General features: G+C 64.6%; 22 protein-coding genes. 17 read left to right on the top strand and 5 right to left on the bottom strand.

Features of this window, described 5'->3' with window-relative positions; genetic code table 11:
* Positions 1 to 8: 8 nt before the first annotated feature.
* Positions 9 to 350: a DUF4148 domain-containing protein gene (locus NHH88_25745; protein USX13034.1), complete on the bottom strand. Its 342-nt coding sequence runs from the start codon at positions 348 to 350 to the stop codon at positions 9 to 11.
* Positions 351 to 530: 180 nt separating this feature from the next.
* Between NHH88_25745 and NHH88_25740 the strand changes: the two genes are divergently transcribed.
* A complete protein-coding gene (locus tag NHH88_25740) occupies positions 531 to 929 on the top strand; it encodes a hypothetical protein (protein ID USX13033.1) in 399 nt (132 codons plus the stop codon).
* A 4-nt stretch (positions 930 to 933) separates the two neighbouring features.
* Here the strand turns inward: NHH88_25740 and mgrA are convergent, their stop codons facing one another.
* The 3 genes from mgrA to NHH88_25725 form a co-directional block, all read right to left on the bottom strand.
* Positions 934 to 1,971 carry an L-glyceraldehyde 3-phosphate reductase gene (gene mgrA, locus NHH88_25735; GenBank protein USX13032.1) on the bottom strand — a complete coding sequence of 346 codons (1,038 nt, stop codon included), beginning with the start codon at positions 1,969 to 1,971 and terminating at the stop codon, positions 934 to 936.
* A 193-nt stretch (positions 1,972 to 2,164) separates the two neighbouring features.
* Positions 2,165 to 2,743: a superoxide dismutase [Fe] gene (sodB, locus tag NHH88_25730; GenBank protein ID USX13031.1), complete on the bottom strand. Its 579-nt coding sequence runs from the start codon at positions 2,741 to 2,743 to the stop codon at positions 2,165 to 2,167.
* A 113-nt stretch (positions 2,744 to 2,856) separates the two neighbouring features.
* Positions 2,857 to 3,837, bottom strand: coding sequence for a substrate-binding domain-containing protein (locus tag NHH88_25725; protein USX17435.1), 981 nt, complete (start codon positions 3,835 to 3,837; stop codon positions 2,857 to 2,859).
* 241 nt (positions 3,838 to 4,078) lie between these two features.
* On the opposite strand from NHH88_25725, the gene NHH88_25720 reads away from it, so the two are divergent.
* Positions 4,079 to 5,077: a glucokinase gene (locus NHH88_25720; protein ID USX13030.1), complete on the top strand. Its 999-nt coding sequence runs from the start codon at positions 4,079 to 4,081 to the stop codon at positions 5,075 to 5,077.
* 97 nt (positions 5,078 to 5,174) lie between these two features.
* Here the strand turns inward: NHH88_25720 and xseA are convergent, their stop codons facing one another.
* Positions 5,175 to 6,536 (bottom strand): exodeoxyribonuclease VII large subunit, encoded by a 1,362-nt coding sequence (gene xseA, locus NHH88_25715; protein USX17434.1) that lies wholly within the window; start codon positions 6,534 to 6,536, stop codon positions 5,175 to 5,177.
* 1,348 nt (positions 6,537 to 7,884) lie between these two features.
* Here xseA and NHH88_25710 point away from each other — a divergent pair.
* The 15 genes from NHH88_25710 to NHH88_25640 all read left to right on the top strand — a co-directional run bounded on the left by NHH88_25710 (position 7,885) and on the right by NHH88_25640 (position 26,413).
* Complete coding sequence (locus tag NHH88_25710) at positions 7,885 to 8,490, top strand: MotA/TolQ/ExbB proton channel family protein (protein ID USX13029.1); 606 nt, start codon at positions 7,885 to 7,887, stop codon at positions 8,488 to 8,490.
* A 10-nt stretch (positions 8,491 to 8,500) separates the two neighbouring features.
* Positions 8,501 to 8,935: a biopolymer transporter ExbD gene (locus NHH88_25705; protein USX13028.1), complete on the top strand. Its 435-nt coding sequence runs from the start codon at positions 8,501 to 8,503 to the stop codon at positions 8,933 to 8,935.
* Positions 8,936 to 10,060, top strand: a complete 1,125-nt coding sequence (gene lpxK, locus NHH88_25700; GenBank protein ID USX13027.1) for a tetraacyldisaccharide 4'-kinase — start codon at positions 8,936 to 8,938, stop codon at positions 10,058 to 10,060.
* Positions 10,050 to 10,226, top strand: a complete 177-nt coding sequence (locus NHH88_25695; protein ID USX13026.1) for a Trm112 family protein — start codon at positions 10,050 to 10,052, stop codon at positions 10,224 to 10,226. The genes lpxK and NHH88_25695 overlap by 11 nt, the downstream gene beginning before the upstream one ends.
* A gap of 3 nt (positions 10,227 to 10,229) precedes the next feature.
* Positions 10,230 to 11,000 (top strand): 3-deoxy-manno-octulosonate cytidylyltransferase, encoded by a 771-nt coding sequence (gene kdsB / locus NHH88_25690; protein USX13025.1) that lies wholly within the window; start codon positions 10,230 to 10,232, stop codon positions 10,998 to 11,000.
* A 234-nt stretch (positions 11,001 to 11,234) separates the two neighbouring features.
* Positions 11,235 to 11,891: an adenylate kinase gene (gene adk, locus NHH88_25685; GenBank protein USX13024.1), complete on the top strand. Its 657-nt coding sequence runs from the start codon at positions 11,235 to 11,237 to the stop codon at positions 11,889 to 11,891.
* Between the two features lie 180 nt (positions 11,892 to 12,071).
* A complete protein-coding gene (locus tag NHH88_25680; protein ID USX13023.1) occupies positions 12,072 to 14,282 on the top strand; it encodes a sodium-translocating pyrophosphatase in 2,211 nt (736 codons plus the stop codon).
* 95 nt (positions 14,283 to 14,377) lie between these two features.
* Positions 14,378 to 14,854 carry a hypothetical protein gene (locus NHH88_25675; protein USX13022.1) on the top strand — a complete coding sequence of 159 codons (477 nt, stop codon included), beginning with the start codon at positions 14,378 to 14,380 and terminating at the stop codon, positions 14,852 to 14,854.
* A gap of 140 nt (positions 14,855 to 14,994) precedes the next feature.
* Positions 14,995 to 15,354: a transposase gene (locus NHH88_25670; protein USX13021.1), complete on the top strand. Its 360-nt coding sequence runs from the start codon at positions 14,995 to 14,997 to the stop codon at positions 15,352 to 15,354.
* Entirely contained in the window at positions 15,351 to 16,217 is an 867-nt protein-coding gene (locus tag NHH88_25665) for an IS3 family transposase (GenBank protein USX13020.1), read from the top strand. Before NHH88_25670 ends, NHH88_25665 begins: the two co-directional genes overlap by 4 nt.
* Positions 16,218 to 16,382: 165 nt before the next feature.
* Positions 16,383 to 17,141: an SDR family NAD(P)-dependent oxidoreductase gene (locus tag NHH88_25660; GenBank protein ID USX13019.1), complete on the top strand. Its 759-nt coding sequence runs from the start codon at positions 16,383 to 16,385 to the stop codon at positions 17,139 to 17,141.
* A gap of 93 nt (positions 17,142 to 17,234) precedes the next feature.
* Positions 17,235 to 19,025 (top strand): gamma-glutamyltransferase, encoded by a 1,791-nt coding sequence (ggt, locus tag NHH88_25655; GenBank protein USX13018.1) that lies wholly within the window; start codon positions 17,235 to 17,237, stop codon positions 19,023 to 19,025.
* Between the two features lie 73 nt (positions 19,026 to 19,098).
* The gene (locus NHH88_25650; protein ID USX13017.1) at positions 19,099 to 20,103 is read left to right on the top strand and encodes an acyltransferase; all 1,005 of its coding nucleotides are present in this window, start codon (positions 19,099 to 19,101) and stop codon (positions 20,101 to 20,103) included.
* Positions 20,104 to 20,167: 64 nt separating this feature from the next.
* Positions 20,168 to 21,343, top strand: coding sequence for a patatin-like phospholipase family protein (locus NHH88_25645; GenBank protein USX13016.1), 1,176 nt, complete (start codon positions 20,168 to 20,170; stop codon positions 21,341 to 21,343).
* A gap of 75 nt (positions 21,344 to 21,418) precedes the next feature.
* Positions 21,419 to 26,413 (top strand): ATP-binding protein, encoded by a 4,995-nt coding sequence (locus NHH88_25640; protein USX13015.1) that lies wholly within the window; start codon positions 21,419 to 21,421, stop codon positions 26,411 to 26,413.
* The last annotated feature ends 61 nt before the right edge of the window (positions 26,414 to 26,474 follow it).

Below are 26,474 nucleotides of genomic sequence, written 5' to 3'. Positions count from 1 at the left end.
ACGCGCGCTTAGTTGGCGACGTGCTTACGGGTTTGCGCGACGTCGAAGTCCGCTTCCGTTTGCAGCAGCGTGCCGTTCTTGCGCGCTTCGAGGAATTCGGCTTGCACCTGGGCGCGGGTCAGGCCGGTCGGTTGTTGGGCTTTGCTCGCAGAGACCGCGGTCGCGGCGACGGCGTTTTGCGCGGCGGTGCTGCTGGTCGCGGCCTTGGTGGTGCTGGCGCTGGTGGCGGCAGAAGCGGTGCTGGTCGGGCTGGTGGCCGACGACGTGGTCTGGGCGACGGCGGCGCTGCCGGCGGCGATGGCGAAAACGATGGCGGCGGTGCGCAGCAGGTTGTTGGTAAGGGTGCTCATGATGGACTCCTTCGTGTGTGTATGGATTAACTATATCTCTGAATAGTACATTTGTAAAGTAAAAGATTCCTATCGGGGCGATAGCGCTGTCCTCTGCGGGTCTCCCTTATATGCGAGTGGGCGCACGGACCGGCCGCCGCCGCAGTGGTCCAATCGGGTTTTCATTGGAAGGAGCAGATCATGTCTGACAGTACACTCGACCCCGATAACATCCCGGCAGGTAACGATCGCGTGCTGGGGCGCGGCCACGGCACACGTTCGCTCGGCCCAAGCGATAACTCCGACAGCGGCAGCGACGTGGCCGGCAATCCGGACCTCGCGCTCGACAGCGACACCGACGCCGAAGGCACCGGCGAGCGGGGCGATGTCGCGATCGACAGGGTGGAGGCGGGCGCCGACATCGGTTTCGATCATGTCGAAACCATCCCGGGCGCCGATGCGATGGTGGACGGCGACTTCCACGACGTGGTGCCGTTGGAGGACGACGGCAGCGTGCCGGATGACGACCTGCCGCCGGATCAAACGTTGGAGCGTGGCGAGAAGTCGCGCCTCAACGGGCAGCCGGCTTCCCGCCAATAAGTACTTATTTGTGGACGGACGATACCGCCCACAGATTGATGTCGCCTTCCTTGGCTTGCTGGTCGATCGCGGCCAGTTCGTCGGCGCTGAAGGTCAGGTTCTTCAGCGCGGCGACGTTCTCGCGGATCTGCGCGCTGCTGCTGGCGCCGATCAAGGTCGACGTGATGCGCGCGTCGCGCAGTACCCAGGCCAGCGCCATCTGCGCCAGCGTTTGTCCGCGCGCCTTGGCTATCTCGTTGAGGGCGCGCACGCGGGCTAGGTTTTCCTCGCTCAGGTGCGACGCCATCAGCGAACCGCCGCCAGGGCGGTTGATGCGCGCGTCGGCCGGGATCCCGTTCAAATATTTGTCGCTCAGGATGCCCTGCGCCAGCGCGGTGAAGGTGATGCAGCCGATGCCCTGTTTGCCCAGGGTGTCGAGCAGGTCTTCCTCGATCCAGCGGTTCAGCATGTTGTAGGACGGTTGGTGGATCAGGCACGGCACCTTCCACTCGTGCAGCAGACGCGCGGCTTCGGCGGTTTTCTCGGCCGAGTAGGACGACACTCCCACGTATAAGGCCTTGCCCTGCTGGACCGCGTGCGCCAGCGCGCCCATGGTTTCCTCCAGCGGCGTGGCCGGATCGAAGCGGTGCGAGTAGAAGATGTCGACGTAGTCGAGGCCCATGCGCTTCAGGCTTTGATCGAGGCTGGCCAGCACGTACTTGCGCGAGCCGCCGCCCTGGCCGTAGGGGCCGGGCCACATGTCCCAGCCGGCCTTGGTGGAGATGATCAGTTCATCGCGGTAGGGCTGGAAGTCGGACTTGAACAGGTGGCCGAAATTCGATTCGGCGGAGCCGTACGGCGGGCCGTAGTTGTTGGCCAGGTCGAAGTGGGTGATGCCCAGGTCGAAGGCGGTGCGCAGCATGTCGCGCTGCGAGGCGAGGTTGTTGGTGTCGCCGAAGTTGTGCCACAGGCCGAGCGACATCGCCGGCAGCTTCAAGCCGCTGCGGCCGCAGGTGCGGTACTGCATTTCTTCGTAGCGATGGGGTGAGGCGAGGTAGGTCAAGGCAATCTCCAGAGTGGTGTCTCCGAAGATTATAGGCCGCGCACGATAGATGCGTCGCGAGGAGACGCGTAGGGCGGATTAGCGCAGCGTAATCGGCCATGTTTGCGTCGCGTTGACGCATGCATGGCCGATTACGGCGTTCCGCCTAATCCGCCCTACGTGATTGCGCGCTATTTTAGCCGCGCAAGGTCATTCAGGCGAAGTTGGCCGCCGCGAAGTCCCAGTTGGCCAGCTTGAAGAAGGTTTCCAGATACTTAGGACGCACGTTGCGGTAGTCGATGTAGTAAGCGTGCTCCCACAGATCGCAGGTGATGAGCGCTTTGGCATCGGTGGTCAGCGGGGTGGCGGCGTTCGAGGTGTTGACGATGTCCAGCGAACCGTCGGCCTTTTTCACCAGCCAGGTCCAGCTCGAACCGAAGTTGCCGACGGCCGACTTGGTGAACTCTTCCTTGAACTTGTCGAACGAACCCCACTTGGCGTTGATCGCGTCGGCCAGCGCGCCGTCCGGTGCGCCTTTGCCGTTTGGCGTCAGGCTGTTCCAGTAGAAGGTGTGGTTCCACACCTGGGCGGAGTTGTTGAACACGCCGCCGGACGATTTCTTGATGATATCTTCGAGCGACAGGTTCTCGAACTCGGTGCCTTTGATCAGGTTGTTCAGGTTGGTGACATACGTCTGGTGGTGCTTACCGTAGTGGTATTCCAGGGTTTCTTGCGAGATGTGCGGCGCCAGGGCGTCGATGGCATATGGCAGTGCTGGCAGGGTATGTTCCATTGTTATTCCTTTGTTTGGGGTATTAAAACCGAGGGTGAATTATGGCGAAACGTTCATCATTGTAAAGCGGATGCGCCTTCCATGCTCAAAAGGCCCGCTTTCCGTGTGGATACTCAGCGCACCCGGCGGGTGGTTTCGCGCACGATCAGTTCCAGTGGGGGAATCTCGCCCTGGGCGTCCTCGCCGTTGATCACGCGCAGCAGCGCGTGGGTGGCGATGCGGCCGATGTCGTACAGCGGCTGGCGGATCGTCGTCAGCGGCGGCGTGGTGTAGGACGAGCCCGGCAAATCATCGAAGCCGACCAGCGAGATGTCGTCCGGCACGCGGATGCCCTTGCGGTACAAGGCCAGCCGCGCGCCATAAGCGCTCAGGTCGTTGGCGGCGAACACGGCCGTGAATTGCTGGTGCGTATCGAACAGCCGGTTCATCGCCATCATGCCGCTCGCTTCGTGGTAATTGCCCTCGACGATCAGGTGCGGGTCGGCCTCGATGCCGGACTCCTCCAGCGCGCGCTTGTAGCCGGACAGGCGCTCGTCGGCGTCCATGTTGTTGGCCGGGCCGGAGATGAAGGCGATGCGGCGGTGGCCCAATTCGATAAGATGGCGCACGGCAAGATAGGCGCCGTATTCGTTATTGATCTTGAAGCCCAGCGCGGTGCGGGTCTTCAGTTCGCGCCCGGTCGAGACGATCGGCCGCTGGGTGGAGAAGCCGAGCACGGTCTCGTCCGAGATGCGCCCCGACAGCAGGATGATGCCGTCGACCTTGCGCGCCAGCAGCAGGCGGATGCGCTCGGCCTCCTCGTCGGCGTTCCAGTGGCCGCTGACGATGACGGAGGCGTAGCCGGTGCCCTTGAGGCCGTCGTCGACGCCGCGCAGGGTTTCATCAAAGAAAGGGGAGGAGATGTCCTGTACCACGATGCCGATGGTCAGCGAGCGGCCTTTTTTCAGGCCCTGCGCCATCTGGTTGGGGGCGAAGTTCATCTTCGCGATGGCGGCCAGCACGGCCTCGCGCTTGTCGTCCGAGACCTTGGCGGTGCCATTGAGGATGCGGGAAACCGTACTGGGCGACACTCCCGCCTGGCGTGCAACATCCATCAGCGTCGACGGGCCGGAGGGGGAGGGGGTAGCTGCCAAGGGGAAGTCCTGTTATTTAATTGTTATGAAAAGCTTTTCACCAAAGATTACCATATTCGCTATCCTTTCGGCCAGTGCCGGCCGCGCATTGACTTTCCCCAGCGCCGGGTATCTAATCAAACCGGTTTTGAAAACGATTTCATAAAGGTGCTGCCGTATAATTAGCATAACGAACCGCACCAACAATAAAAAAGGAAGAGACATGGATCGCGCATCCTTTTCGCATCTGGCGAACGGCCCGCGCCTGCTGGCAGACATCGGCGGCACCAGCGCCAGCTTCGGCCTGGAGACGGCGCCCAACCAAATCGACGCCATCTGGGTCACCGACTGCGCCACCTATCCCACTTTGGGCGCGGCGCTGGTGGCCTACCTGTCGCAGCCGGCCACGGTGGCGGCGGGCGGCTACCAGGCGCGCTTCGCCGGCATCGCCATCGCCAATCCGATCGACGGCGACTGGGTCACGATGACCAACCACCACTGGTCGTTCTCGATCGAGGCGGTGTGCTCGCAATTCAGTTTGAAATCGCTGGTGGTGGTGAACGACTTCACCGCGCTGGCCAGCGCCTTGCCATACCTGGCGGCGGACCACAAGCGCCAGATCGGCGGAGGCGTGGCGCGCGCCGGCGCGACCATCGGCCTGGTGGGCGCGGACGCGGGACTGGGCGTGTCCGGACTGGTGCCGTCCGGCGTCGATGGCCGCTGGATCGCCATCGACAGCGAGGGAGGGCACAGCACCTTCGCGCCGATGAACGAGCGCGAGATCGACATCCTGCGCTATGCGCGCCGCTATCACGAGCATGTGTCGAGCGAGCGGCTGGTGTCGGGCATCGGCCTGGGGCTGGTGTACCGCGCGCTGTGCGAACGGGCGCGCGTGGAGCCGCGCAACCTGGGCACGACCGAGATCATGGAGCAGGGCTTGCATCGCTTATGCCCGGTGTGCGAGGAGACGCTGGAGGCGTTCTGCGAGATGCTCGGGACGGTGGCGGGCAATGTGGCGCTGACCCTGGGCGCCAAGGGCGGCATTTACATCGGCGGGCGCATCGTGCCCCGGATGAGCGAGTTCTTCGAGCATTCCGGATTCCGCGCGCGCTTCGAGCAGAAGGGGCGGTTTTCCGATTATCTGTCGCACATCCCGACCTTCGTCATCACCGAAGAATATCCGACCTTGATCGGGATGTCGGCGATGCTGTCGGCCGGCTGAAACCCACCGACCCGACCGTGGCCGGCGGCGGTCGCGTCATAGGGGTCGTACCCCAATGGGACTCGGCGTCCCCGTACGACCCCGCCCTTGCCGGGGGTTAATCCAACGCCGGCTGCACCGAGTCGACGCCCACTTGCGCGCTGCCTTCGGCCAGCCGCAACGTCAGGTTGCTGCGCGGCCGCAGTTGCGCCGGTGCCCGCACGATGGCGCCCTTGTCGTCGGTGACGATGGCGTAGCCGCGCTCCAGGGTGCGCTGGGGATTCAACAACTCCAGTTGCGACGACAGCGCCGCCAACGCATGGCGGCGCCGGCCCAGCTGCGTTGCCACGCTGATCTCGGCGCGATGGCGCAATCCCGCCAGCGCCGACCGCGCCGCCCGCACGTCCGGCTTGTGCGCCGCCATCCTGCCACTTAAACGATCGAGCTGATAACGCGACTGCGACAGCGGCATGCGGTTCGCGTGCATCATCGCCGTCGACAGCGCCAACAGCTTCAAACGCTGCTGCTTGATCTGCGCGCCCGGATTGAGCAGGCGGCGCGTGTGGTTGTCCAGCGTTTGCGTGGCCTCGCTCACGCTGCGGCGCATGGCGCGTCGCAAGTCCGTGGCGTCGGCGCGCAGCGACGCCAGCCAGTCGGCGCGCGGCGTGGCCGCCAATTCGGCCGCCGCCGTCGGCGTGGCCGCACGCAAGTCGGCGGCGAAATCGCAGATCGTGAAGTCCGTCTCGTGACCGACGCCGGAGATCACCGGCATGCGGCAATTGGCGACGGCGTAGGCCACATCCTCGTCGTTGAACGACCACAGGTCCTCGATGCTGCCGCCGCCGCGGCAGACGATCAGCACATCGCATTCGTTGCGCAGCGAGGCCGTGTCGATCGCGTTGGCGATCTTCTCGGCCGCCAGCTGTCCCTGCACGGGTGTCGGATACAGCACGATGCGCACATGCGGCGCGCGCCGCTTGAGCGCCGTCAGCACGTCGCGCAGAGCCGCCGCCTGCGGGCTGGTGACGATGCCGATCGCGCGCGGGAACATCGGCAGGGCGCGTTTGCGGTCGGCGTGGAACAGGCCCGCCGCGTCCAGCTTTTCCTTGAGCCGCTGGAACGCCTCGAACAGCGAGCCGACGCCGGCGCGGCGTATCGCCTCGACGTTGATCTGGTAGTCGCCGCGGGCGCCGTACAGGGTGACCAGCGCCCGCACCTCGACCTTGTCGCCTTCGCGCGGAATGAAGTCGGCGTATTGCGCGCGGCCGCGGAACATCACCGCCCGCACCTGGGCGGCGTTGTCCTTGAGCGTGAAGTACCAGTGGCCGGAACTGGCGCGGGTGAAGTTGGACACTTCGCCGCCGATCCAGGCCAGCGGGAAGGAGCGCTCGAGCAGCCGCGCGACCGCTTGGTTGAGCGCGGTCACGGTCATCACGGGGGCTGCGGCGGGAGCGGAGTCGGAGCGGTCGTCGAACATCATAGATTTCAAAAAAATAAACTATCCACACAATGTGCGTTTGGTCACACAGCGGTCATATGCCACAAAAAGCAGGAGGTATTATAGGTAGGTATTTGATTTTAAAGGTTAAACTTTTCTGCCGTATTTGCGTGCAGAGGCGAAAAAGCCTTATGGATCAAGCACTTTGCCTTTCGCCAGGGTAGTTACGCACAAAGTTATCCACAAATGCTGTGTGAAACTTTTGTGACCGATAGTTGTTTTCTTCTTGCTGATTTTGTATGCCTAAAATTTGCGCACGGAAAGTATGCTGAGCAAAATCAAAGGGTTAGGGCATCAAACATGGTATTGCGCACAATTTTATCCACAGAACTTGTGCAGAACTCCGGCGTTATTATCGAGCCCACCGTGCGCCGCGATGTCGGCCCGGATTCGTGTCGCCGGCGTGCCGCGACTGCCCCTGGCGAGGAAACGATATGCATCGTTTTTGGGCATGGCAATTTATCCGTTACAAATCAATGACATGGGCATCAGTGCGCGGCATTGCTAACAATCTTATCCACACAAAATGTGCAGAAGTGCATCGTTCGCCGCGATAGGCCGGCATTATCGCTAGCGTTGGCGACCGGTGCGGTGGAAAACTCCCGTTTGCCTCTCAAAACTCTATCGAAATGCCGCTCTGCCATATTTTTACTCATGGCAAAAATTCCCTTATAAATCAACGATCTTTCACAATGTGGGAGCCGTTGCGCACAATCTTATCCACATTTAATGTGCAGAAGTTGCGGACCATACCAATCGCCAAACACAGGGACCAAAGGCTGTTTTGCGTGCGTCATTTTTACGCATGGGTTAATTATCTTTTAAAATCAATGACTTGATGGGGCGTGGCGGGTATTGCTAACAATCTTATCCACACAAAGTGTGCAGAAGTGCTCGCTTGGCGCTTTGGTCCGATTCACGTTGCCTTGATGCTAAGTATTTTGGCTACTATCTTCCACCGAGTCGCCATATGCCGGATTTTTACGCAGGATAACATTACTGATTAAAATCAAGGACATCGGAAGGCATCGCGTGGCTTGCGCACAATCTTATCAACAGAATGTGGGCATAAGTGGGCACAACTTTTGCTGGGCAAAAAACAAGCCCGAGCATCACTGCCTGCGACGTTTTTAATCTTTGATTTAATTCCCTTTTAAATCAACGGCTTGAGCGGTGTTGGGAGGCCTTGCGCACATCGTTGTCCACAGAAAATGTGCAGAACTCCACGGTCGCTTCGGGCGGGCCGCTGCTGTCCGGCCATTCGCTACTTGCCGAGTGTCGTCCAACAAGATACATTGCGCCTTCGGGTTTATCTATACAGGAGTTCGTTTTGCTCGCTATTTTCCAAGCCGCAGGTTGGCCTATCTGGTTGTTGTTGATTGCATCGATCGTTGCGACGGCCCTGATCATCGAACGCTTGCTGTACCTGCGCCGTAGCAAAATCCTGCCGAAGAAGCTGTTGGACGAGGTGGTTCAGGTTTATCGCGGCGGCAACGTCAACACCGGCGTCATCGACAAGCTGGAAAAAAGTTCCCCGTTGGGCGTGGTGTTGTCGGCCGCGCTGCGCAACGTCGACGCGCCGCGCGAAGTGATGAAGGAATCCATCGAAGAGGCCGGCAGCGGTGTGGCCCACACCCTGGAACGCTTCCTCACCACCTTGGGTACCATCGCGACCCTGGCGCCGTTGATGGGACTGTTCGGCACGGTGGTCGGCATGATCGAGATCTTCGGTTCGCAAAACGCCACCGGCTCCAACCCGGCGCAACTGGCGCACGGCATTTCCGTGGCGCTGTATAACACCGGCTTCGGCCTGGCCATCGCCATGCCGACCCTGGTGTTCTACCGTCACTTCCGCGCGCTGGTGGACAGTTTCGTCATCGACATGGAGCAGCAGGCGGTGAAGTTTGTCGATATCGTGCACAGCAAGCGCAAGTAAGGACCTCCGCATGAATTTCCGCAAAGGCCGGCACCGCGAGGACCCCGAGATCAACCTGATCCCGTTCATCGACGTGTTGCTGGTGATTTTGATTTTCCTGATGGTCTCGACCACCTACAGCAAATTCACCGAGCTGCAGATCACCTTGCCGACCGCCGACGCGCAGAAGCAGGAAGAGAAGCCGTTCGAGCTGAACGTGACCGTCGACGCCAAGGGCAACTACACGATCAACGACGAGCCGGTGTCGTTCCGCGACGTGGCCGGCCTGGCGCAGTCGATGAAGACGGTGGCCGACAAGGGCGGCCAGCCGGGCAGGTCGCCGGTGGTGATCGTCAACGCCGACCAGTTCGCGATGCACCAGATGGTGATCAACGTGATGGAGGCGGCCCGCATCGCCGGCTACGACAAGCTGACCTTCGCCGCGCAGACCAGTGCCGCCAAATAAGTGTCCGCGCCTTCCGCCTCTTCCCCTGCCAAGTCGTCCGCGCTTGAAACCACGCTGACGAGCAACTGGCTACGGCGCGGCCCGCTCGCCTGCGCGTTGTGGCCGCTGTCCTTGCTGTTCCGCGCGGTCAGCGGCTTGCGCGCGGGACTGTACCGGGCCGGCCTGCTCAAGTCGTCGCGGCTGCCGGTGCCGGTGGTGGTGGTCGGCAATATCTATATCGGCGGCACCGGCAAGACGCCGCTGACGATCTGGCTGGTGCAAGCCTTGCAGGCGGCCGGCATGCGCCCGGGTGTCATCTCGCGCGGCCACGGCAGCGGGCACGGCAGCGACGGCGCGCGCGAGGTCGGCGCCTTGTCGACGCCGGCCGAGGTCGGCGACGAGCCGCTGCTGATCAAGCAGCGCACCGGCTGCCCGGTCATGGTCGGGCGCGACCGCGCCGCCACCGGCCGCGCGCTGCTGGCGGCCCATCCCGACGTCGATATCGTGCTGACCGACGACGGCTTGCAGCATTACGCGTTGCAACGCGATATCGAGATCATCCTGTTCGACGGCCGTGGCGCCGGCAATGGCTGGCTGCTGCCGGCCGGGCCGTTGCGCGAGCCGGTCTCGCGCCGGCGCGATTTCACCGTCATCAACGCGCCGCTGCTGACGGACGAGCTGATACGCGCCGTCGGTGCCCAACCCGCAAGCCAGGGGGCGTACCCAACGGGTACGACCCCGGTTGGCGGTGCGGGTTCAAGCGAGCCAATACAGATGATTCTGGAGGGGCGCCACGCTGAACAACTGCGCGACCGTTCGCAGCGCCGCGAGCTGTCCACCCTGAACCAACCCGGCCTGCGGTTGGCCGCCGCCGCCGGCATCGGCAATCCGTCGCGCTTCTTCGGCATGCTCAAGGCCGCCGGCCTGTCGATCGCCGAGCTGCCTTTGCCCGATCATCACGACTACACCGACCGCCCGTTCGCGCGGCTGGAGGCCGATATCATCTTGATGACCGAGAAGGATGCAGTAAAATGTGCGCAAATTGAAGAACTCAGTGACGACCCGCGACTATGGGTCGTCCCGGTAACGGCGCGCATCGATGCGGCGCTGGCCGACCAAATCGTGGAGAAATGTCGTGGACGCTAGATTGCTTGATATCCTGGTATGCCCGGTCTGCAAAGGCCCCCTTGAGTACGATAAGAAAGCCCAGGAAATGATCTGCAAGGGCGACCGCCTGGCGTTTCCGATCCGCGACGGCATCCCGATCATGTGGGCCGATGAGGCCCGTACGTTGCAAGATAAGGTGGATTGAGCGGTGCAGTCCGTCTCCAACCCGGTGTCTCCGTTCATCGTCATCATCCCGGCGCGGCTGGCGTCGACCCGCTTGCCGAACAAGCCGCTGGCCGACCTCGGCGGCAAGCCGATGGTGGTCCGCGTGGCCGAGCGCGCCGCCCTTGCGGGCGCGGCGCGCATCATCGTCGCCACCGACCACGAAGACATCCGCGCCGCCTGCGAACTGCATGGCGTGGAAGTGTGCATGACCCGTGCCGACCATCCGTCCGGCACCGACCGCATCGCCGAAGTGGCGCGCACCCTGAATCTGCCGGCCGACGCCGTCGTCGTTAACCTGCAGGGCGACGAGCCGCTGATCGACCCGGCCCTGCTGCAAGCGGCCGCCGCCCGCATCGGCGCCGACGTGCCGATGTCGACCTGCGCCCATCCGCTGCACGACGCCGCCGACGCCTTCAACCCGAACGTGGTCAAGGTGGTGTTGGACAAGGCCGGCCGGGCCCTTTATTTCTCCCGCGCGACCATACCGTGGAACCGCGACGCCTTTGCGCAGTCCAAAGATGCACTGCCAGCCGGCTACGTACCGCTCCGTCACATCGGACTGTACGCCTACCGCAACGATTTCCTGCAAGCCTATCCGGCGCTGGACGTCTCGCCGCTGGAATCGATCGAAGCGCTGGAGCAGCTGCGCGTGCTGTGGCACGGCTATCCGATCGCCGTCCATGTCACCGACTCGGCGCCGGCCGCCGGCGTCGACACGCCGGAAGATCTGGAACGTGTCCGGCTGTTGTATTGATATAGATCAGCTTACCGGCATAAATCAATCATAAACAGGCAGCAGGTGCGATATTCATACGGAATATCTCTGTATGCTCCTGTTTTGCCAGTGAACAACGGCGCAAGCCGTCACAAATTGGCGTTTAGACGAAGTTTTGTGGTAAGTTTCGTACCAACATAGTCGGACTTGCAGTATTTCTACTGTTTCCACACACACACTAACCACATCCAAAATCTGTTTTAGGAATTTTTCATGCGTCTTATTCTTTTAGGAGCACCAGGTGCAGGCAAGGGCACCCAGGCTAATTTCATCAAAGAAAAATACAACATCCCCCAGATCTCGACCGGCGACATGTTGCGCGCCGCGATCAAGGCCGGGACGGAGTTGGGCGTAGCCGCCAAAAAAGTGATGGATGCGGGTGGTCTGGTCTCCGACGACATCATCATCGGCCTGGTGCAAGAGCGTTTGCAGCAGCCCGATTGCGCCAACGGCTACCTGTTCGACGGCTTCCCGCGCACGGTCGCGCAAGCCGACTCGATGAAGGACAACGGCGTGGCCGTCGACTACGTGCTGGAAATCGATGTGCCGGACGAGTCGATCATCGAGCGCATGGACGGCCGCCGCGTGCACCCGGGTTCGGGCCGCGTCTACCACGTCAAGTTTAATCCGCCGAAGGTGGACAACAAGGACGACGTCACCGGCGAAGACCTGGTGCAGCGCGACGACGACAAGGCGGAAACCGTCAAAAAACGTCTGGACGTTTACCATAATCAAACCGAAGTGCTGCTGGGTTACTACAATACCTGGGCACAATCGGGCGAGCCTGGCGCGCCGAAATACCGCCGCATCGCCGGGGTCGGTCCGGTGGAACAAATTCGTGACAGCGCGTTTGCCGCGCTCGCCGAATAAGCGGTAAAGTAGAGCGGACCGAGCGTCCGCTTTTTTTACGCCCTTGTGTTCACCAGGCCGGCCCAAGCTGGATGCCCTCCCGATTTGACGTTTTGCAGTTCGCAGGTTAGTCGGCTGTCCCACCGGACAGCTACTGAAGTGTGGTTTGTAGGCTCGTTCAATAAAAATAAGGGGACATCTATGGCAGCCAGTCTTTGGTTAGCAGTCGGTTGCGGCGTTATCGCCGTGGTTTACGGTTTATGGTCACGTAGTTGGATTTTGCGCCAGGACGCGGGCAACCCGCGCATGCAGGAAATTTCACTGGCGATTCAGCAAGGCGCCGCCGCCTACCTGGCGCGCCAGTACCGCACCATCGGCATCGTCGGCTTGGTGCTGCTCATCCTCATCGGCGTACTACTCGATATCAACACCGCCATCGGCTTCCTGATCGGCGCGGTGCTCTCTGGCGCGTGCGGCTTCATCGGCATGAACGTCTCGGTGCGCGCCAACGTGCGCACCGCGCAGGCCGCCACCAAGGGCATGAACGAAGCGCTCGACGTCGCCTTCAAGGGCGGCGCCATCACCGGCATGCTGGTGGTCGGGCTCGGGCTGCTGGGCGTGGTGCTGTTTTATATGTACCTGATCGCCGGCCTGCCGCCCGATCTCGGGCCTAACTTGCACAAGGTCATCGAGCCGTTGATCGGGCTGGCGTTCGGCGCCTCGCTGATCTCGATCTTCGCGCGGCTCGGCGGCGGCATCTTCACCAAGGGCGCCGACGTCGGCGCCGACCTGGTCGGCAAGGTCGAGGCGGGCATCCCCGAGGACGACCCGCGCAACCCGGCCGTGATCGCGGACAACGTCGGCGACAACGTCGGCGATTGCGCCGGCATGGCCGCCGATCTGTTTGAAACCTACGTCGTCACCTTGATCGCCACCATGCTGCTGGGCGCGCTGTTGATGACCACGTCGAGCACGGCCGTCGTCTATCCGCTGCTGCTGGGGGCGGTCTCCATCATCGCCTCCATCATCGGCTGCTCGATGGTCAAGGCCAAGCCGGGCAAGAAGATCATGTCGGCGCTGTACACCGGCCTGTGGTGGGCCGCCGGGCTGTCGCTGATCGGCTTCGCGGTCGTCACGTGGCAGGTCTGGCCGGACGAGGCGATGCGCATGCGCATGCTCGGCTGCACCGTGGTCGGCATCGTGCTCACCGGGCTGATGGTCTACATCACCGAGTACTACACCGGCACCGATTTCTATCCCGTCAAACATATCGCCGAGGCTTCCACCACCGGGCACGGCACCAACATCATCGCCGGGCTGGGCGTGTCGATGAAGTCGACCGCGTGGCCGGTGCTGGCCGTGTGCGCGGCGATCCTGGTGTCGTACCAGCTGGGGCAGCTGTACGGCGTGGCCATCGCCGCCACCTCGATGCTGTCGATGGCCGGCATCGTCGTCGCGCTCGACGCCTACGGCCCGATCACCGACAACGCCGGCGGCATCGCCGAAATGGCCGGCATGCCGGAATCGGTGCGCGCCATCACCGACCCGCTCGACGCCGTGGGCAACACCACCAAGGCCGTCACCAAGGGCTACGCCATCGGTTCGGCCGGGCTGGCCGCGCTGGTGCTGTTTGCCGACTACACGCACGCGCTCGAATCGGCGGGCAAGAGCATCACCTTCGACCTGTCCAATCCGATGGTCATCGTCGGCCTGATCATCGGCGGCCTTATCCCCTACCTGTTCGCCGCGATGGCGATGGAAGCGGTGGGGCGCGCGGCCGGCGCCGTGGTGGTGGAGGTGCGCCGCCAGTTCCGCGACATCAAGGGCATCATGGACGGCACCGGCAAGCCGGAGTACGACAAGGCGGTCGACATGCTGACCGCCTCGGCCATCAAGGAAATGATCGTGCCGTCGCTGCTGCCGGTGGTGGTGCCGGTGGTCGTCGGCATGCTGCTGGGATCGGCAGCCCTGGGCGGCATGCTGATGGGCACCATCGTCACCGGCCTGTTCGTCGCCATCTCGATGACGACGGGCGGCGGCGCCTGGGACAACGCCAAGAAATACATCGAGGACGGCCACTTCGGCGGCAAGGGTTCGGAGGCGCACAAGGCGGCGGTCACCGGCGACACGGTCGGCGACCCGTACAAGGACACGGCCGGTCCGGCCGTCAATCCGCTGATCAAGATCATCAACATCGTCGCGCTGCTGCTGGTGCCGTTGTTGCCGGCCTCGGGCTGGCTGGCGGTGAGCGTCCCGGTGATGGCCGCGCACGCCCCGGCGCGGACGTTGCCGGCCGAAGTGCCGCCGCCGCCGCGTTCGGCCTCGCCTTTGACGGAAGGCGCGCCGGTGGCGCCGGGCATGCCGCCGCCACCGCCGCCGGCATCCGAGCCGGCACCGGCGCCGGCCAGGTAAGAGGGTGCCAGAGGTTACGAATTGTTTCAAAGCCTTCCGTGCGGCGCGCCGCCTGCTAATAATATAGACAGGCGGTCACTTTGGAAGGTGATGAAATGAAATCTCTGAAACCAGCCGCGCTGACGGCGGCGTTCTTGCTTGGATCCTTACTTTGCTCCAATGCCTGGGGCCAGCCCGCGCCTGGGGAGGCGGCGGCGAAGGCGGCGGCAAGTGAGGATGCCTACGCCAAGCTGCCCGTGTGCAAGCTCAGCGCGGACGGCAAAGGGCTCGCTGTGGAGCCGTGCCGGACCGCGCCCGCAGCCGAGCCGATGCCCCGCAGACCGGTGCCGTTGACGATACAGCCGATGCCCCGCAACAAGCTCGCACCGCAAGTCGCCATGCTCAAGCCGCAGCCCTCCACCCCGATCGAAACGCTGATGCAACCGCCGGGAACGCCGATTCCCGCGATCGGCTGCACGGCCGGCGGCTGTTACGACGCCAGCGGCGTGCGCCACAACGCCGGCCCGGGCACCACCACGATCACACCGGCCGGCAAGATGTGCCAACGAAACGGCGCCTGGCTGCAGTGCTGATGCTCCGGTAACACTCCAGGGTCAGGTCCTCCATTGCTACACGGCCTGAGCGCTAACGCGCCCAACCCCGGGGTCAGGTTGAGATAGCCCGGGTTTCATGGACATCCAAATAGAGGACAATACGTCCTGAGAGGATATTCATGGAAAAGAAACAGTCACCTTCCAAACGAGAGATCATTCCGACATCGGCGGAGCCGGTGCCGAAGCAGCGGGCCGTGTTTACGGATGAATTCAAGCGCGCTGCGATCTCCCGGCTACATGATGACAAGCAGAGCGCGACGGCCTTGGCGTTGGAGCTTGGTTTGCGTCGTAATCAGCTCTACAAATGGGCCAAGCAGCTCGAAGAGCAGCCATCTGGCGGCCAATTGCGCTCGCCAGGTCGTCCTGCGGTCAGTGAATTGAGCGAGGTCGAGCAACTGCGTCGCCAACTGGCCAAGGCCGAACAGGAGCTGGCCATCCTAAAAAAGTTAGATGCGTACTTAACTCGCCTCAAGAAGTGAAGTACGCCGTCATCGACGAGCATCGAAGCGAGTTTTCAGTCAAAGCGCTGTGTCTGGCGCTCGACGTGGGCCGCAGCGGCTACTACGCCTTCAAGACGGCACCGCCGAGCCTGCGAAGCCGGGAAGATCTGGCCATGCGCCAAGAGATCGTCAAGATCCATATGCGCCACCGCTCGGCACCCGGGATATTGAAAACGTGGCGCCTGCTCAATAGCGCAGGCATCTGTTGTGGAAAACACCGCGTGGCCAGGCTGAGAAAGCTGGAGGGCATACAAACTACCCGCGCCAAGCGTTTTCGCGCCAGCAAGGCGAAAGAACGGGTGCTGCCACCAGCGCCGGACTTGGTCAAGCGCGCCTTTCAGGTCGGCGCTCCGAACCAGGTGTGGGTCGGCGATATGACAGTGCTGCGCACTAAAGAGGGATTCTTGCATCTGGCCGTGGTACTGGACTTGTTCGCACGCCGGGTGGTGGGCTGGTCGACGGACACCAGGCAGGCGGCCACGTTACCGATGGCGGCGTTGTCCATGGCGATGGAACACCGGCGACCTGCGCCCGGGATCATCTTCCACAGCGACCAAGGCTCCGTGTACGGCTGCGCCGACTACCGCAACCTGCTAGCCAAACACGGGGCGCTGCCGAGCATGAGTCGCAAAGGCAATTGTTGGGACAATGCCGTGGCGGAAAGCTTCTTTTCAAACCTGAAAAACGAAACCATGCATAGGCAACTCTTTTCAACGAGAGCCGAGGCCCTGGGCGTGGTTCGCGATTACATCGAGGTGTACTACAATCGGATGCGCTTGCATCAGACCTTGGGCTATCAAACGCCTGCATCCTTTGAAGCGCAGTTTCGTGTGCTTCATTAACTGTCCGCGAAACCCGGAACACCTCAGGTCCGACATTCGGACACCAGCACAACAGTGATGTGGTTTAGTTCGTGTCCGAATGTCGGACCTGACCCCGCTGGGGTTTTCCGCTACAATTGGTTGTGATTGACGTTTACGTAAACGTCATTGAGAACAGGGAGACTTATGCAGATTCAGGACAATGTATTTCTCATCACCGGCGGGGCGTCCGGGTTGGGCGCGGCGACGGCGCGTATGATCGTCGAGGCCGGCGGCAAGGTCGTGCTGGCCGATGTGCAGGCCGAGGCCGGCCAGGCGCTGGCCGCCGAGTTGAACGGCGTGTTCATTCAAACCGACGTGACCGCCGAGGCCGACGCCGTGCGCGCGGTCGCGGCGGCCGTGGCGCTGGGCACGCTGCGCGGCCTGGTCAACTGCGCCGGCATCGCGCCGGCCGCCAAGACCGTCGGCAAGGAAGGCGCCCATCCGCTCGAACTGTTCCAGCGCACCATCAATATCAACCTGGTCGGCACCTTCAACATGGCGCGCCTGGCGGCCGAGGCGATGGGCAAGAACGCCGCCATCGATACCGGCGAGCGCGGCGTCATCATCAATACCGCCTCGGTGGCGGCCTTCGACGGCCAGATGGGGCAGGCCGCCTACGCGTCGTCCAAGGCCGCCGTCGCCGGCCTGACCTTGCCGATGGCGCGCGACCTGGCCCGCAGCGGCATCCGCGTGATGGCCATCGCGCCGGGCATCTTCGAGACGCCGATGTTGATGGGCATGCCCGCCGAGGTGCGCGACGCGCTCGGCGCCATGGTGCCGTTCCCGCCACGCCTGGGCAAGCCGCATGAATACGCCCATCTCGCCAAGGCCATCATCGAGAATACGATGTTGAACGGCGAGACCATCCGCCTGGACGGCGCTATCCGCATGCAAGCCAAGTAAAACGCTTTAAACGATTTCGTGTAGGATGCCAGAGTGATCGGGCGCGCCTAAGGGAGGCCTTCCCCGACAGCGCGCCCTCTATTTGGAGAGCCCATGATTCGTTTGAAGACACTGGCGCGCAGCGCCGCACTGGCCATGCCGTTGCTGGCCGTTCTGCATGCGCCGGTCCATGCGCAACGCGCGACTCCGGACGCGGCACCGGAAATCGCCACCGGCTATGCCGAAAAGGCCGGCAAGTCCTCGCAAAAATTCATGGTCGCAGCGGCCAATCCGCTGGCCACGCAGGCCGGCTACCAGATGCTGAAGCAGGGCGGCGCGGCGATCGACGCCGCCGTCGCCACCCAGCTGGTTTTGACCCTGGTCGAGCCGCAATCGTCCGGCATCGGCGGCGGCTCCTTCATGCTTTACTCGGACGGCAAACGGGTGCAGTCGTACGACGGCCGCGAAACGGCGCCCGCGTCGGCCGACGAGCACCTGTTCCAGGACGCCGACGGCAAGGCCGTCTCGCGCGAGCTCGGCGTGATCGGCGGCCGTTCGGTGGGCGCGCCCGGCGTGCTGCGCATGCTGGAGCTGGCGCACAAGCAGCATGGCAAGCTGCCGTGGAAAACGCTGTTCGCGCCGGCAATCAAACTGTCCGAGGAGGGCTTCGCCGTCAGCCCGCGCCTGAACGCGCTGATTTCCTACGACCGTTACCTGGCCCGCGATCCCGTCGCCAAAAAATACTTCTTCGACGACGACGGCAAGCCGCGCCCCGTCGGCTACCTCCTGAAAAACCCGGAACTGGCGCGCACCCTGCGCGAGATCGCCGCCGGCGGCGCGGACGCCTTCTACAAGGGCCGCATCGCGCGCGACATCGCCGCCAAGGTGGCCTCGCATCCGACCAATCCGGGCAAGCTGACCGCCGCCGATATCGCCGGCTACCAGGCCCGGGAGCGCGCGCCGATCTGCAGCGACTACAAGGCTTGGACCGTGTGCGGCGCGCCGCCGCCGTCGTCCGGCGGCATCGCCATCGCCCAGATGCTGGGCATCCTGGAGGTCAAGGACATCAGCCCGTACAAACCGGTCAACGGCATGCCCACCGCCGAAGGCATCCACCTGTTCTCGGAGGCGGGCCGGCTGGCCTACGCGGACCGCAACCGCTACGTGGCCGACACCGATTTCGTGCCGTTGCCGGGCAAAGGCGTCAGCGCGATGCTGGACAAGGCCTACCTGGCGCAGCGCGCCTCGCTGATCGGCGAGCGCTCGATGGGGCGCGCCAGCTACGGCACGCCGGCCACCATGCAGGTGGCGTGGGGCACCGACACCGCCATCGACAAGCCCTCGACGTCGCATTTCGTGGCGGTCGACGCCTTTGGCGGTGGCCTGTCGATGACCACCTCGGTGGAAGACGCCTTCGGCGCGCGCCAGATGGTCGACGGTTTCATGCTGAACAACCAGTTGACCGACTTTTCGTTCGATTCTCAGGACGCCGACGGTCCGATCGCCAACCGGGTGCAGGCCGGCAAACGCCCGCGCAGCGCGATGTCGCCCACCTTGGTGTTCGACAAGGGCACGCACCGGCTGGTGCTGGCCACCGGTTCGCCGGGCGGTTCGGCCATCATCAATTACGTGGCCAAGGTGCTGGTCGGGACCCTGGACTGGCAGCTCGACGTGCAGCAGGCCATCAGCCTGCCGAACATGGGCAGCCGCAACGGCCCGACCGAAATCGAGGCCGGGCGCGTGGCGCCGGCGGTGATCGAGGAACTCAAGGCGCGCGGCCACCAGGTGCGCGAGGGGGACCAGAACTCCGGCCTGCAGGGCATCCAGCGCCGCGTCGTCGACGGCAAGGTGCAATGGTTCGGCGGCGCCGATCCGCGTCGCGAGGGCATCGTGTTGGGACAGTAACATTAGCACAACAATGTTGTTTTATGGTACCATCGTCGATTACCGAAAGACTGCCTAGCGGCGCGGGAGGCATATGAGAGAACAATTATGGGACGCGGCGCGCGGGATCGGCATTCTGCTGGTCGTGTACGGCCACGTGCTGCGCGGCTTGGTGGCGGCCGGGCTGGTACCTGCCGACAGTCCGCTGGTGTTCTCGGACTATGTCGTCTACACCTTCCACATGCCCTTGTTTTTCTTGCTGGCAGGAATCAACGCGGCGCGCGGCATGTCCCGCGACAATTTCATCAGCAGCAAGATACCGACCATCGTCTACCCGTATTTCCTGTGGACGTTCCTGCAGGGCGGCATGCAGCTGGCCGTCGGCGGCGCCAACAATCCGGTGACGATGGAGGCGCTGCTGTCGATCCTCTGGGCACCGGTGTTCCAGTACTGGTTCCTCTCCGCGATCTTCGTCTGCCACCTGCTGGCGCGGTTCTTCAGCACCGACCCGCTGCGGCTGGCCCTGTTCGCGGTGGCGGCCTACCCGGCCGGCATCTACCTGGTCACGGCGTTGCCGGTGCTCGCCAATCCATTCAGCATGCTGATCTTCTATGTGGCCGGCATTTACCTGGCGCCGCATATGAAATCCATCGTGGTGCGCCTCTCCGGCGCCGCCAGCATCGCGGCAACCGTGCTCGGGCTCGGTATCGCCGTCTACGTGGCCAGCCGCATGGGCGGCTACCGGGCGCCGAGCGCGGTCTGCGCGGCCTTCCTCGGCATCCTGCTGGTGTTGCAAATTGGCAACCTGCAGGCGGCGCCGGGCCTGCGGCGCGTGTTCGAGTTGCTGGGGCTGGCATCGATGCCCATCTTTCTGGCGCACGTGTTCGCCACGGCCGGCGCGCGCATGCTGCTGACGAAGCTGGGTGTGAGCAACGTGCCGCTGCACCTGGCGGCGGGCATGCTGGCCGGCGTGGCCGGGCCGCTGGCGCTGTTCTACCTGGCCTACCGGCTGCGCCAGGAACGGCTGTTGGGCTTCAGCAGCGGAGCGGCGGTGTTCGAACCGGCGCCCGCGCGCGTCGGCGCCGCCGTGCGGCCGTGACATCGACGGCCACGGCCGCGCGAGTATACTCCCCAAATCCCGCCGGGCCTGATAACCTTGGCGTATGGGAATTCAAAAGAAAACAGGGCTGATCCTGACCGGGGGCGGCGCCCGCGCGGCCTACCAGGTCGGCGTTCTCCAGGCGATCTCGGAGATACTATGGGAAGCGGGCTGGCCTCCGGCGCGTAATCCTTTCGACATCATTTGCGGCACCTCGGCCGGCGCCATCAACGCCACCGCGCTGGCCTGCCGCGCCGACAACTTCGGCGAGGGCGTGCAAAAGCTGCTCGACGTCTGGCAGCATATCGCGGTCGAACAGGTCTACCGCGCCGATTCGCTGGGCGTGATCCGCTCCGGCGCGCGCTGGCTGTCGCTGCTGTCGTTCGGCTGGCTGCTGCGCAAATGGCGCGCCGCGCCGCCGGCGTCGCTGCTCGACAACACGCCGCTGGTCGGCCTGCTGCACCGCATGCTCGACCTGCCGCGCCTGGACGCGGCGCTGTCCGAGGGCCTGCTGCACGCGCTGGCCGTCACCGCCTCGTCCTACACCGCCGGCAACCACCTGACCTTTTACCAGACCGCCGCCGACATCGCGCCGTGGATCCGCATGCAGCGCGTGGCGCTGCAGGACCAGATCGGCGTCGAGCACCTGCTGGCGTCGTCGGCGATCCCGTTCATCTTCCCGGCCACGCCGCTGTACATGGGCGGCCACCGCGAGTACTGCGGCGACGGCTCGATGCGCCAGCTCGCGCCGATCTCGCCGGCGATCCACCTCGGCGCCAGCAAGGTGCTGGTGGTGGGGGCGGGGCGCCTGACCGAGCCGGCCCGCAGCGCCGCCGAAAAAAGCGCGGCGCGCTATCCCAGCCTGGCGCAGATCGCCGGCCACGCGATGTCGTCGATCTTCCTCGATTCGCTGGCGGTCGATATCGAGCGCCTCGAGCGCGTCAACAAGACCTTGTCGATGCTGCCGCCCGAGCTGCTCGAGCAAACCCCCCTCAAGCCGGTCAAGCTGCTGGTGATCGCGCCTTCCGAACGGCTCGACGACATCGCCAGCCGCCACATCGCCAGCTTGCCGGCGCCGATACGCACCATGTTGTCCGGCATCGGCGCGACCGAAACGCGCGGCGCCGCATTGGCCTCGTATTTATTGTTCGAATCGACTTATACTTGCGAGTTGATCCGCCTCGGTCAGCGCGACACCCAGGCGCGCAAAGAGGACGTGCTGGCCTTCTTCGAATCCTGACTTTGATCTTGAATTTCAATCCTGACTACCGACTGCGGGACCGTTTTGCCGTGTTTTAGACGCCAATTTCGACGCTTGTTTGAACACTTGCTGGTGCCGCTGCTGCTGCTGTGGGGACTCGGCGTGGCCGCCGCATGGGCCGCCGCGCCGCCGCGCACCTTGCGCTTCGAGCAGCTCGGCGTCGAGAACGGGCTGGCGCAGGAATCGGTGCTGGCCATCGCCCAGGACACGCAGGGCTTCATCTGGCTCGGCACCCAGGCCGGCCTGACGCGCTTCGACGGCTACCGCACCGTCACCTACAAGAGCGCCGTCTCCGACCCCAATAGCCTGGTCGACAACTGGGTGCGGGTGCTGCACGTCGACGGCACCGGCCGGATGTGGGTCGGCACCGACGGCGGCCTGGATCTGTACGATCCGGCCACGCGCCAGTTCACCCACTTCGCGCCGCAGGAGCCGGGGCAGCGCGGCAACGGCAACCGCCACGTGCGCGCCATCGTCGACGATGGCCTGGGCGGCCTGTGGGTAGGCAGCGCGGACGGCCTGCACCATTTTAACCCCTCCACCAAGCGCTTCACCAGCTGGCACCACGACGCGGCCGATCCGGGCAGCCTGGCCAACGACCAGGTCAGCGCGCTGGCGCGCGACGCCGCCGGGCGCCTGTGGGTGGCCACCGCCACCGGCCTCGATATGCTGGCGCCGGGCGCGGCGCACTTCCGCCACTACACGATGGACGCCGGCGGCGACAGCCGCTTCAACGCCGTGCTGTCGCTGCAGGTCGACAGCGCGCAGACGCTGTGGATCGGCACCATGGGCGGACTGGAACAATGGCGCCTGCTGGGCGTCGAGCCGCAGCGCCGCCGCCTTGGCGCGCGCGAGGGCATCAACCCCGGGGTGAGCGTGACCACCCTGTACGAGGACGTCGAAAACCAGATGTGGGTCGGCACCCAGGCCGATGGCCTGTTCCGCTGGCTGCCGGCGGAGAACCGGCTGACGCAGTACCGCCACCAGTTCAGCGATGGCCACAGCGTGGCGGACAACCAGATATCGGCCATGTTCCGCGACCGGGTCGGCACCTTCTGGGTCGGCACCTGGAACGATGGCGTCAGCCGCGTCGACATGGGCAGCGGCGGTTTCGCGCGCATCGTGCGCCAGTCCGACATGCTCAACTCCGTGTCCGACAACAAGGTGCGCGCCATCGTCGCCGAGGGCGGATCGAAGCTGTGGCTGGGCAGCGGCGGCGGCTTGAACCTGTACGACCCGGTCACCGGCGAGAGCCGGGTGTGGCGCCACGATCCGAGGGATCCCAATAGCCTGAGCGACGACCAGGTGACCGCGCTGCTGCGCGAGAAAAACGGCAACCTGTGGATCGGCGGACGGGCCGGCGTCAACTACCTCAATCCCGTCACCGGCGCGATGCGGGCCGTGTCGTTCATGAGCGCCGACGTCGGCAGCGACACCGTGCGCAACATCGTCGCCGACCGCAGCGGCATGCTGTGGGTCGCCAGCCGGGGCGGCCTGCACCGGCTCGATCCGCGCACCCTGGACGTGCGCACCTACCGCCACAACCCGGCCGACGGCGCCAGCCTGGCCGACAACGTGGTGCGGCCGATCCTGGAGGACCGCCGCGGCCAGCTGTGGGTCGGCACCTTCAACGGCCTCGATCTGCTGGACCGCAAGACAGGGCGCTTCCGCCACTTCCGCCGCGACCCCGCCGATCCGTTCAGCCTCAGTCACGACGAGGTGCACTGCCTGTACGAGGACGCGCGCGGCACCGTCTGGGTCGGCACGGCGGCGGGCCTGAACCGGATGGACGTGGCCCCCGATGGCGCCATCCGCTTCCGGCGCTACCTGCGCAAGGACGGCATCGCCGATGACGCCATCGCCTCCATCCTGCCCGACAACGCCGGCAACCTTTGGCTGAGCACCAACAGCGGCTTGTCCCGGTTGAACATCGATTCGGGCCTGGTGCGCAATTACAGCGGCGCCGACGGCACCATCGAGGGCGCCTACTTCGACGGCTCCGCGCTGCGCACGCCGGACGGCACGCTGTACTTCGGCGGCTTTAACGGCATCACCGCTTTTTCGCCCGGGGACGTGCGCGAAAACAGCGTGGCGCCGACGGTGGCGATCACCGACTTCCAGATCTTTAACAAGTCGGTCAGGGCCGGGCAGGGCGAGCATCCGAAGGTGCTGAGGGCGGCCATCGAGCATACCAGCGCGCTGACGCTGAGCGAGAACGATTCCGTCTTCTCGCTGGAGTTCGCGGCGCTGCACTACGCCGCGCCCCAGCGCAACCGCTTCGCCTACCAGTTGCAGGGCTTCGACGAGGACTGGGTGGTCACCGACGCCACCAAGCGCTTCGCCACCTACACCAACCTGGACCCGGGCACCTACACGTTCCGCGTCAAGGCCGCCAACAAGGACGGCATCTGGAACGACAACGCGGCCACCCTGGAGATCACCATCCTGCCGCCGTTCTGGAAGACCTGGTGGTTCCGCAGCGTGATCGCGGTGCTGTTGCTGAGCGCCGCCTACGCCGCCTACCACGCGCGCGTGCGCAGCCTGCGCCGCCAGCAGCAGCGGCTCGAGCAGCTGGTCGGCTCGCGCACGGCGGAAGTCGAGCATAAGAACCTGCTGCTGCAGCAGCAGAAGCAGGAGCTGGAACTGCGCCGGCTCGAGGCCGAGGCCCAGCGCGCCGAGGCCGAGCAGCGCCGCGTCGACACCGAGCGGCAGAAAAAGGAAGTCGAGCGGCAGAAGGAAAACGTCGAGCAGGCGCACCGCAACATCTCGGTGCTGAGCGAGCTGGGACGGGAGTTGAGCGCCACCCTGGACGTGGAAACGTCGATGCTGACCTTGTACCGCCACGTGCACCATCTGATGAGCGCCCAGATCTTCGGCATCGGTTTCGTGCGCGAGGACGCCGGCGTGATCGATTTCCCGTTCGCGATCGAGGGGGGCGTGCGCACCATGCCTTACCAGCGGCGGCTCGATGAGCCCAACCAGCTGGCGGTGTGGTGCGTCACCCACGGCAAGCCGATCTTCATCAACGACATGCGGGCCGAGTACCACGATTACATGGACGATTCCGGTCTGGAGTCGGTGATGCTGTGCGTGCGCGAGGATGGCGTGCAGCTGGCGCCCGCGCAATCGACCTTGTACGCGCCGCTGCTCGCCGGCGACAGGGTGGTCGGTCTGATTTGCGTGCAGAGCACGCAAAAGAACAGCTATCAGCGGGTGCACATGGACATGCTGCAGACCTTGGCCTCGCACGCGGTGGCCGGGCTGGAAAACGCCCGCGCCTACCAGCAGTTGGAGGAGGCGCTGCAAACGCTGCGCCAGACGCAGGACCAGCTGCTGCTGCAGGAGAAGCAGGTGCGCCTGCACACCGAGGAGCTGGCGCTGGCCAACCGCGCCTTGCAGGACAACGACGAGCGCCTGCGCCTGGCCAAGCAGAAGGCGGAGGACGCGACCCGGCAGAAGTCCGAGTTCCTGGCCAATATGAGCCACGAGATGCGCACCCCGCTGGCCGGCGTGATCGGCATGCTGAACTTCGCGCTGCGCGACGGCCGGCTGCAGGACGGCACGCGCGAGCAGATACTGCGCGGGCAGGCCAACGCGCAGTCGCTGCTGTCGATCATCAACGACCTGCTGGACTTCTCCAAGATCGAGGCGGGCAAGCTGACCATCGAGAACATCGACTTCTCGCTGTCGTCGGCGGTGCAGAACGTGGTGGGCCTGTTCGAGGAGCAGGCCGCCGCGCACAGCGTCGGCTTCAGCCTGGAGTTCGGCGACGGCCTGCCGCAGTTCGTCGTCGGCGACCCGACCCGGCTGCGCCAGGTGCTGGTCAACCTGGTCGGCAACGCCTTCAAGTTCACCCAGCACGGATCGGTCACGATGCGCGTAGAGCGCGCTCCGGGCGAGGCCCGCGCGAACATGCGCCCGCGCGGCGACGGGCCTGCGCCGGCAGGGTACGAGGGCGCGGTCAACCGCATCCGTTTCACCGTCGCCGACACCGGCATCGGCATCGAGGCCGACGCCATTCCGCGCCTGTTCCAGCAGTTCGAGCAAGCCGACGCCTCCACCACCCGCCGCTACGGCGGCACCGGCCTGGGTCTGGCGATCTGCCGCCAGTTGGTGGAGCTGATGGGCGGCAGCATCAGCGCCGTCAGCACGCCGGGCCGGGGCAGCGTGTTCTCGTTCGAGCTGCCGCTGGCGAACGGCGTGCCGCCGCCGCTGGTGCCGCATGTGCCGCGCGAGCCGCACAGCCACCAGCTCAAGGTGCTGTGCGCCGAGGATTTTCCCACCAACCAGATCATCATCCGCATGATGCTCGAGGACCTGGGCCACAAGGTGGATATCGCCGCCAACGGCGCGCTGGCCGTCAAGGCCTGTGCGCTGACCCGCTACGATTTGATCCTGATGGACGGCCGCATGCCGGAGATGGACGGCGCCAGCGCCACGCGCCTGATCCGCTCCGGCGGCACCGAGGCGGCGCCGGTGCGCGACCAGGAGTTGATGATCATCGCGCTGACCGCCAACGCCAGCGAGGAGGACCGCAGCCGCTACCTCGCCGCCGGCATGGACGATTTCCTCACCAAGCCTATCGACGAGGACAAGCTGCACTTCCAGTTGAGCCGCGCGATCGAGCGCCAGCTGCAGCGCGGCGTGGCGCTGCCGCGCATGGAGCCGCGCCGCCATCCCGCCACCGGCACGTCGGAACTGGACGCGATGTTCGGCGTCGAGCCGGCCGCCTCGGAGCCGGCCAGGCTGGCGCAGCACAGCGGCGCCGGCGGCGATCTGAAAGCGCGCCTGCGCAACGCCTTCAACCAGGACGCGCCGCTGCGCCTGGTGGAGCTGGAGCAGGCCTTGGCGGGCGGCGACGGCGAGACCGCCAGCCGCCTGCTGCACGGCATGAAGGGCAGCGCGGGCTATCTGGAGGAGCAGGAGCTGCAGGCGCTGTGCGGCGAACTGGAACTGTGCGCCGACCACGGCGACTGGCAGCGGATCGTCGAAGCCATGCCGAAGCTGCGCGGATTGCTGGAACAGGCCGGGGCGACTAGCACGCTGTAAGTCGCCGCGCCGCATCCGCCGCCCGTTTTGCGACGCTTGCTTAAGCTGGCGACACCGGGAT

It is taken from the genome of Oxalobacteraceae bacterium OTU3CAMAD1 (assembly GCA_024123915.1).
Classification (GTDB): domain Bacteria; phylum Pseudomonadota; class Gammaproteobacteria; order Burkholderiales; family Burkholderiaceae_D; genus Rugamonas.
Note: the sequence above shows the minus strand (reverse complement) of the source record. Positions and strands in the feature narration are given on the sequence as shown.

Bases quoted from the DNA above. Each gene is read 5' to 3' on its own strand.
- NHH88_25745 (USX13034.1), bottom strand. From the start codon at position 350: ATGAGCACCCTTACCAACAACCTGCTGCGCACCGCCGCCATCGTTTTC.
- NHH88_25740 (USX13033.1), top strand. From the start codon at position 531: ATGTCTGACAGTACACTCGACCCCGATAACATCCCGGCAGGTAACGAT.
- sodB (USX13031.1), bottom strand. From the start codon at position 2,743: ATGGAACATACCCTGCCAGCACTGCCATATGCCATCGACGCCCTGGCG.
- NHH88_25725 (USX17435.1), bottom strand. From the start codon at position 3,837: ATGGATGTTGCACGCCAGGCGGGAGTGTCGCCCAGTACGGTTTCCCGC.
- NHH88_25720 (USX13030.1), top strand. From the start codon at position 4,079: ATGGATCGCGCATCCTTTTCGCATCTGGCGAACGGCCCGCGCCTGCTG.
- xseA (USX17434.1), bottom strand. From the start codon at position 6,536: ATGATGTTCGACGACCGCTCCGACTCCGCTCCCGCCGCAGCCCCCGTG.
- NHH88_25705 (USX13028.1), top strand. From the start codon at position 8,501: ATGAATTTCCGCAAAGGCCGGCACCGCGAGGACCCCGAGATCAACCTG.
- adk (USX13024.1), top strand. From the start codon at position 11,235: ATGCGTCTTATTCTTTTAGGAGCACCAGGTGCAGGCAAGGGCACCCAG.
- NHH88_25680 (USX13023.1), top strand. From the start codon at position 12,072: ATGGCAGCCAGTCTTTGGTTAGCAGTCGGTTGCGGCGTTATCGCCGTG.
- NHH88_25675 (USX13022.1), top strand. From the start codon at position 14,378: ATGAAATCTCTGAAACCAGCCGCGCTGACGGCGGCGTTCTTGCTTGGA.
- NHH88_25670 (USX13021.1), top strand. From the start codon at position 14,995: ATGGAAAAGAAACAGTCACCTTCCAAACGAGAGATCATTCCGACATCG.
- NHH88_25660 (USX13019.1), top strand. From the start codon at position 16,383: ATGCAGATTCAGGACAATGTATTTCTCATCACCGGCGGGGCGTCCGGG.
- ggt (USX13018.1), top strand. From the start codon at position 17,235: ATGATTCGTTTGAAGACACTGGCGCGCAGCGCCGCACTGGCCATGCCG.
- NHH88_25650 (USX13017.1), top strand. From the start codon at position 19,099: ATGAGAGAACAATTATGGGACGCGGCGCGCGGGATCGGCATTCTGCTG.
- NHH88_25645 (USX13016.1), top strand. From the start codon at position 20,168: ATGGGAATTCAAAAGAAAACAGGGCTGATCCTGACCGGGGGCGGCGCC.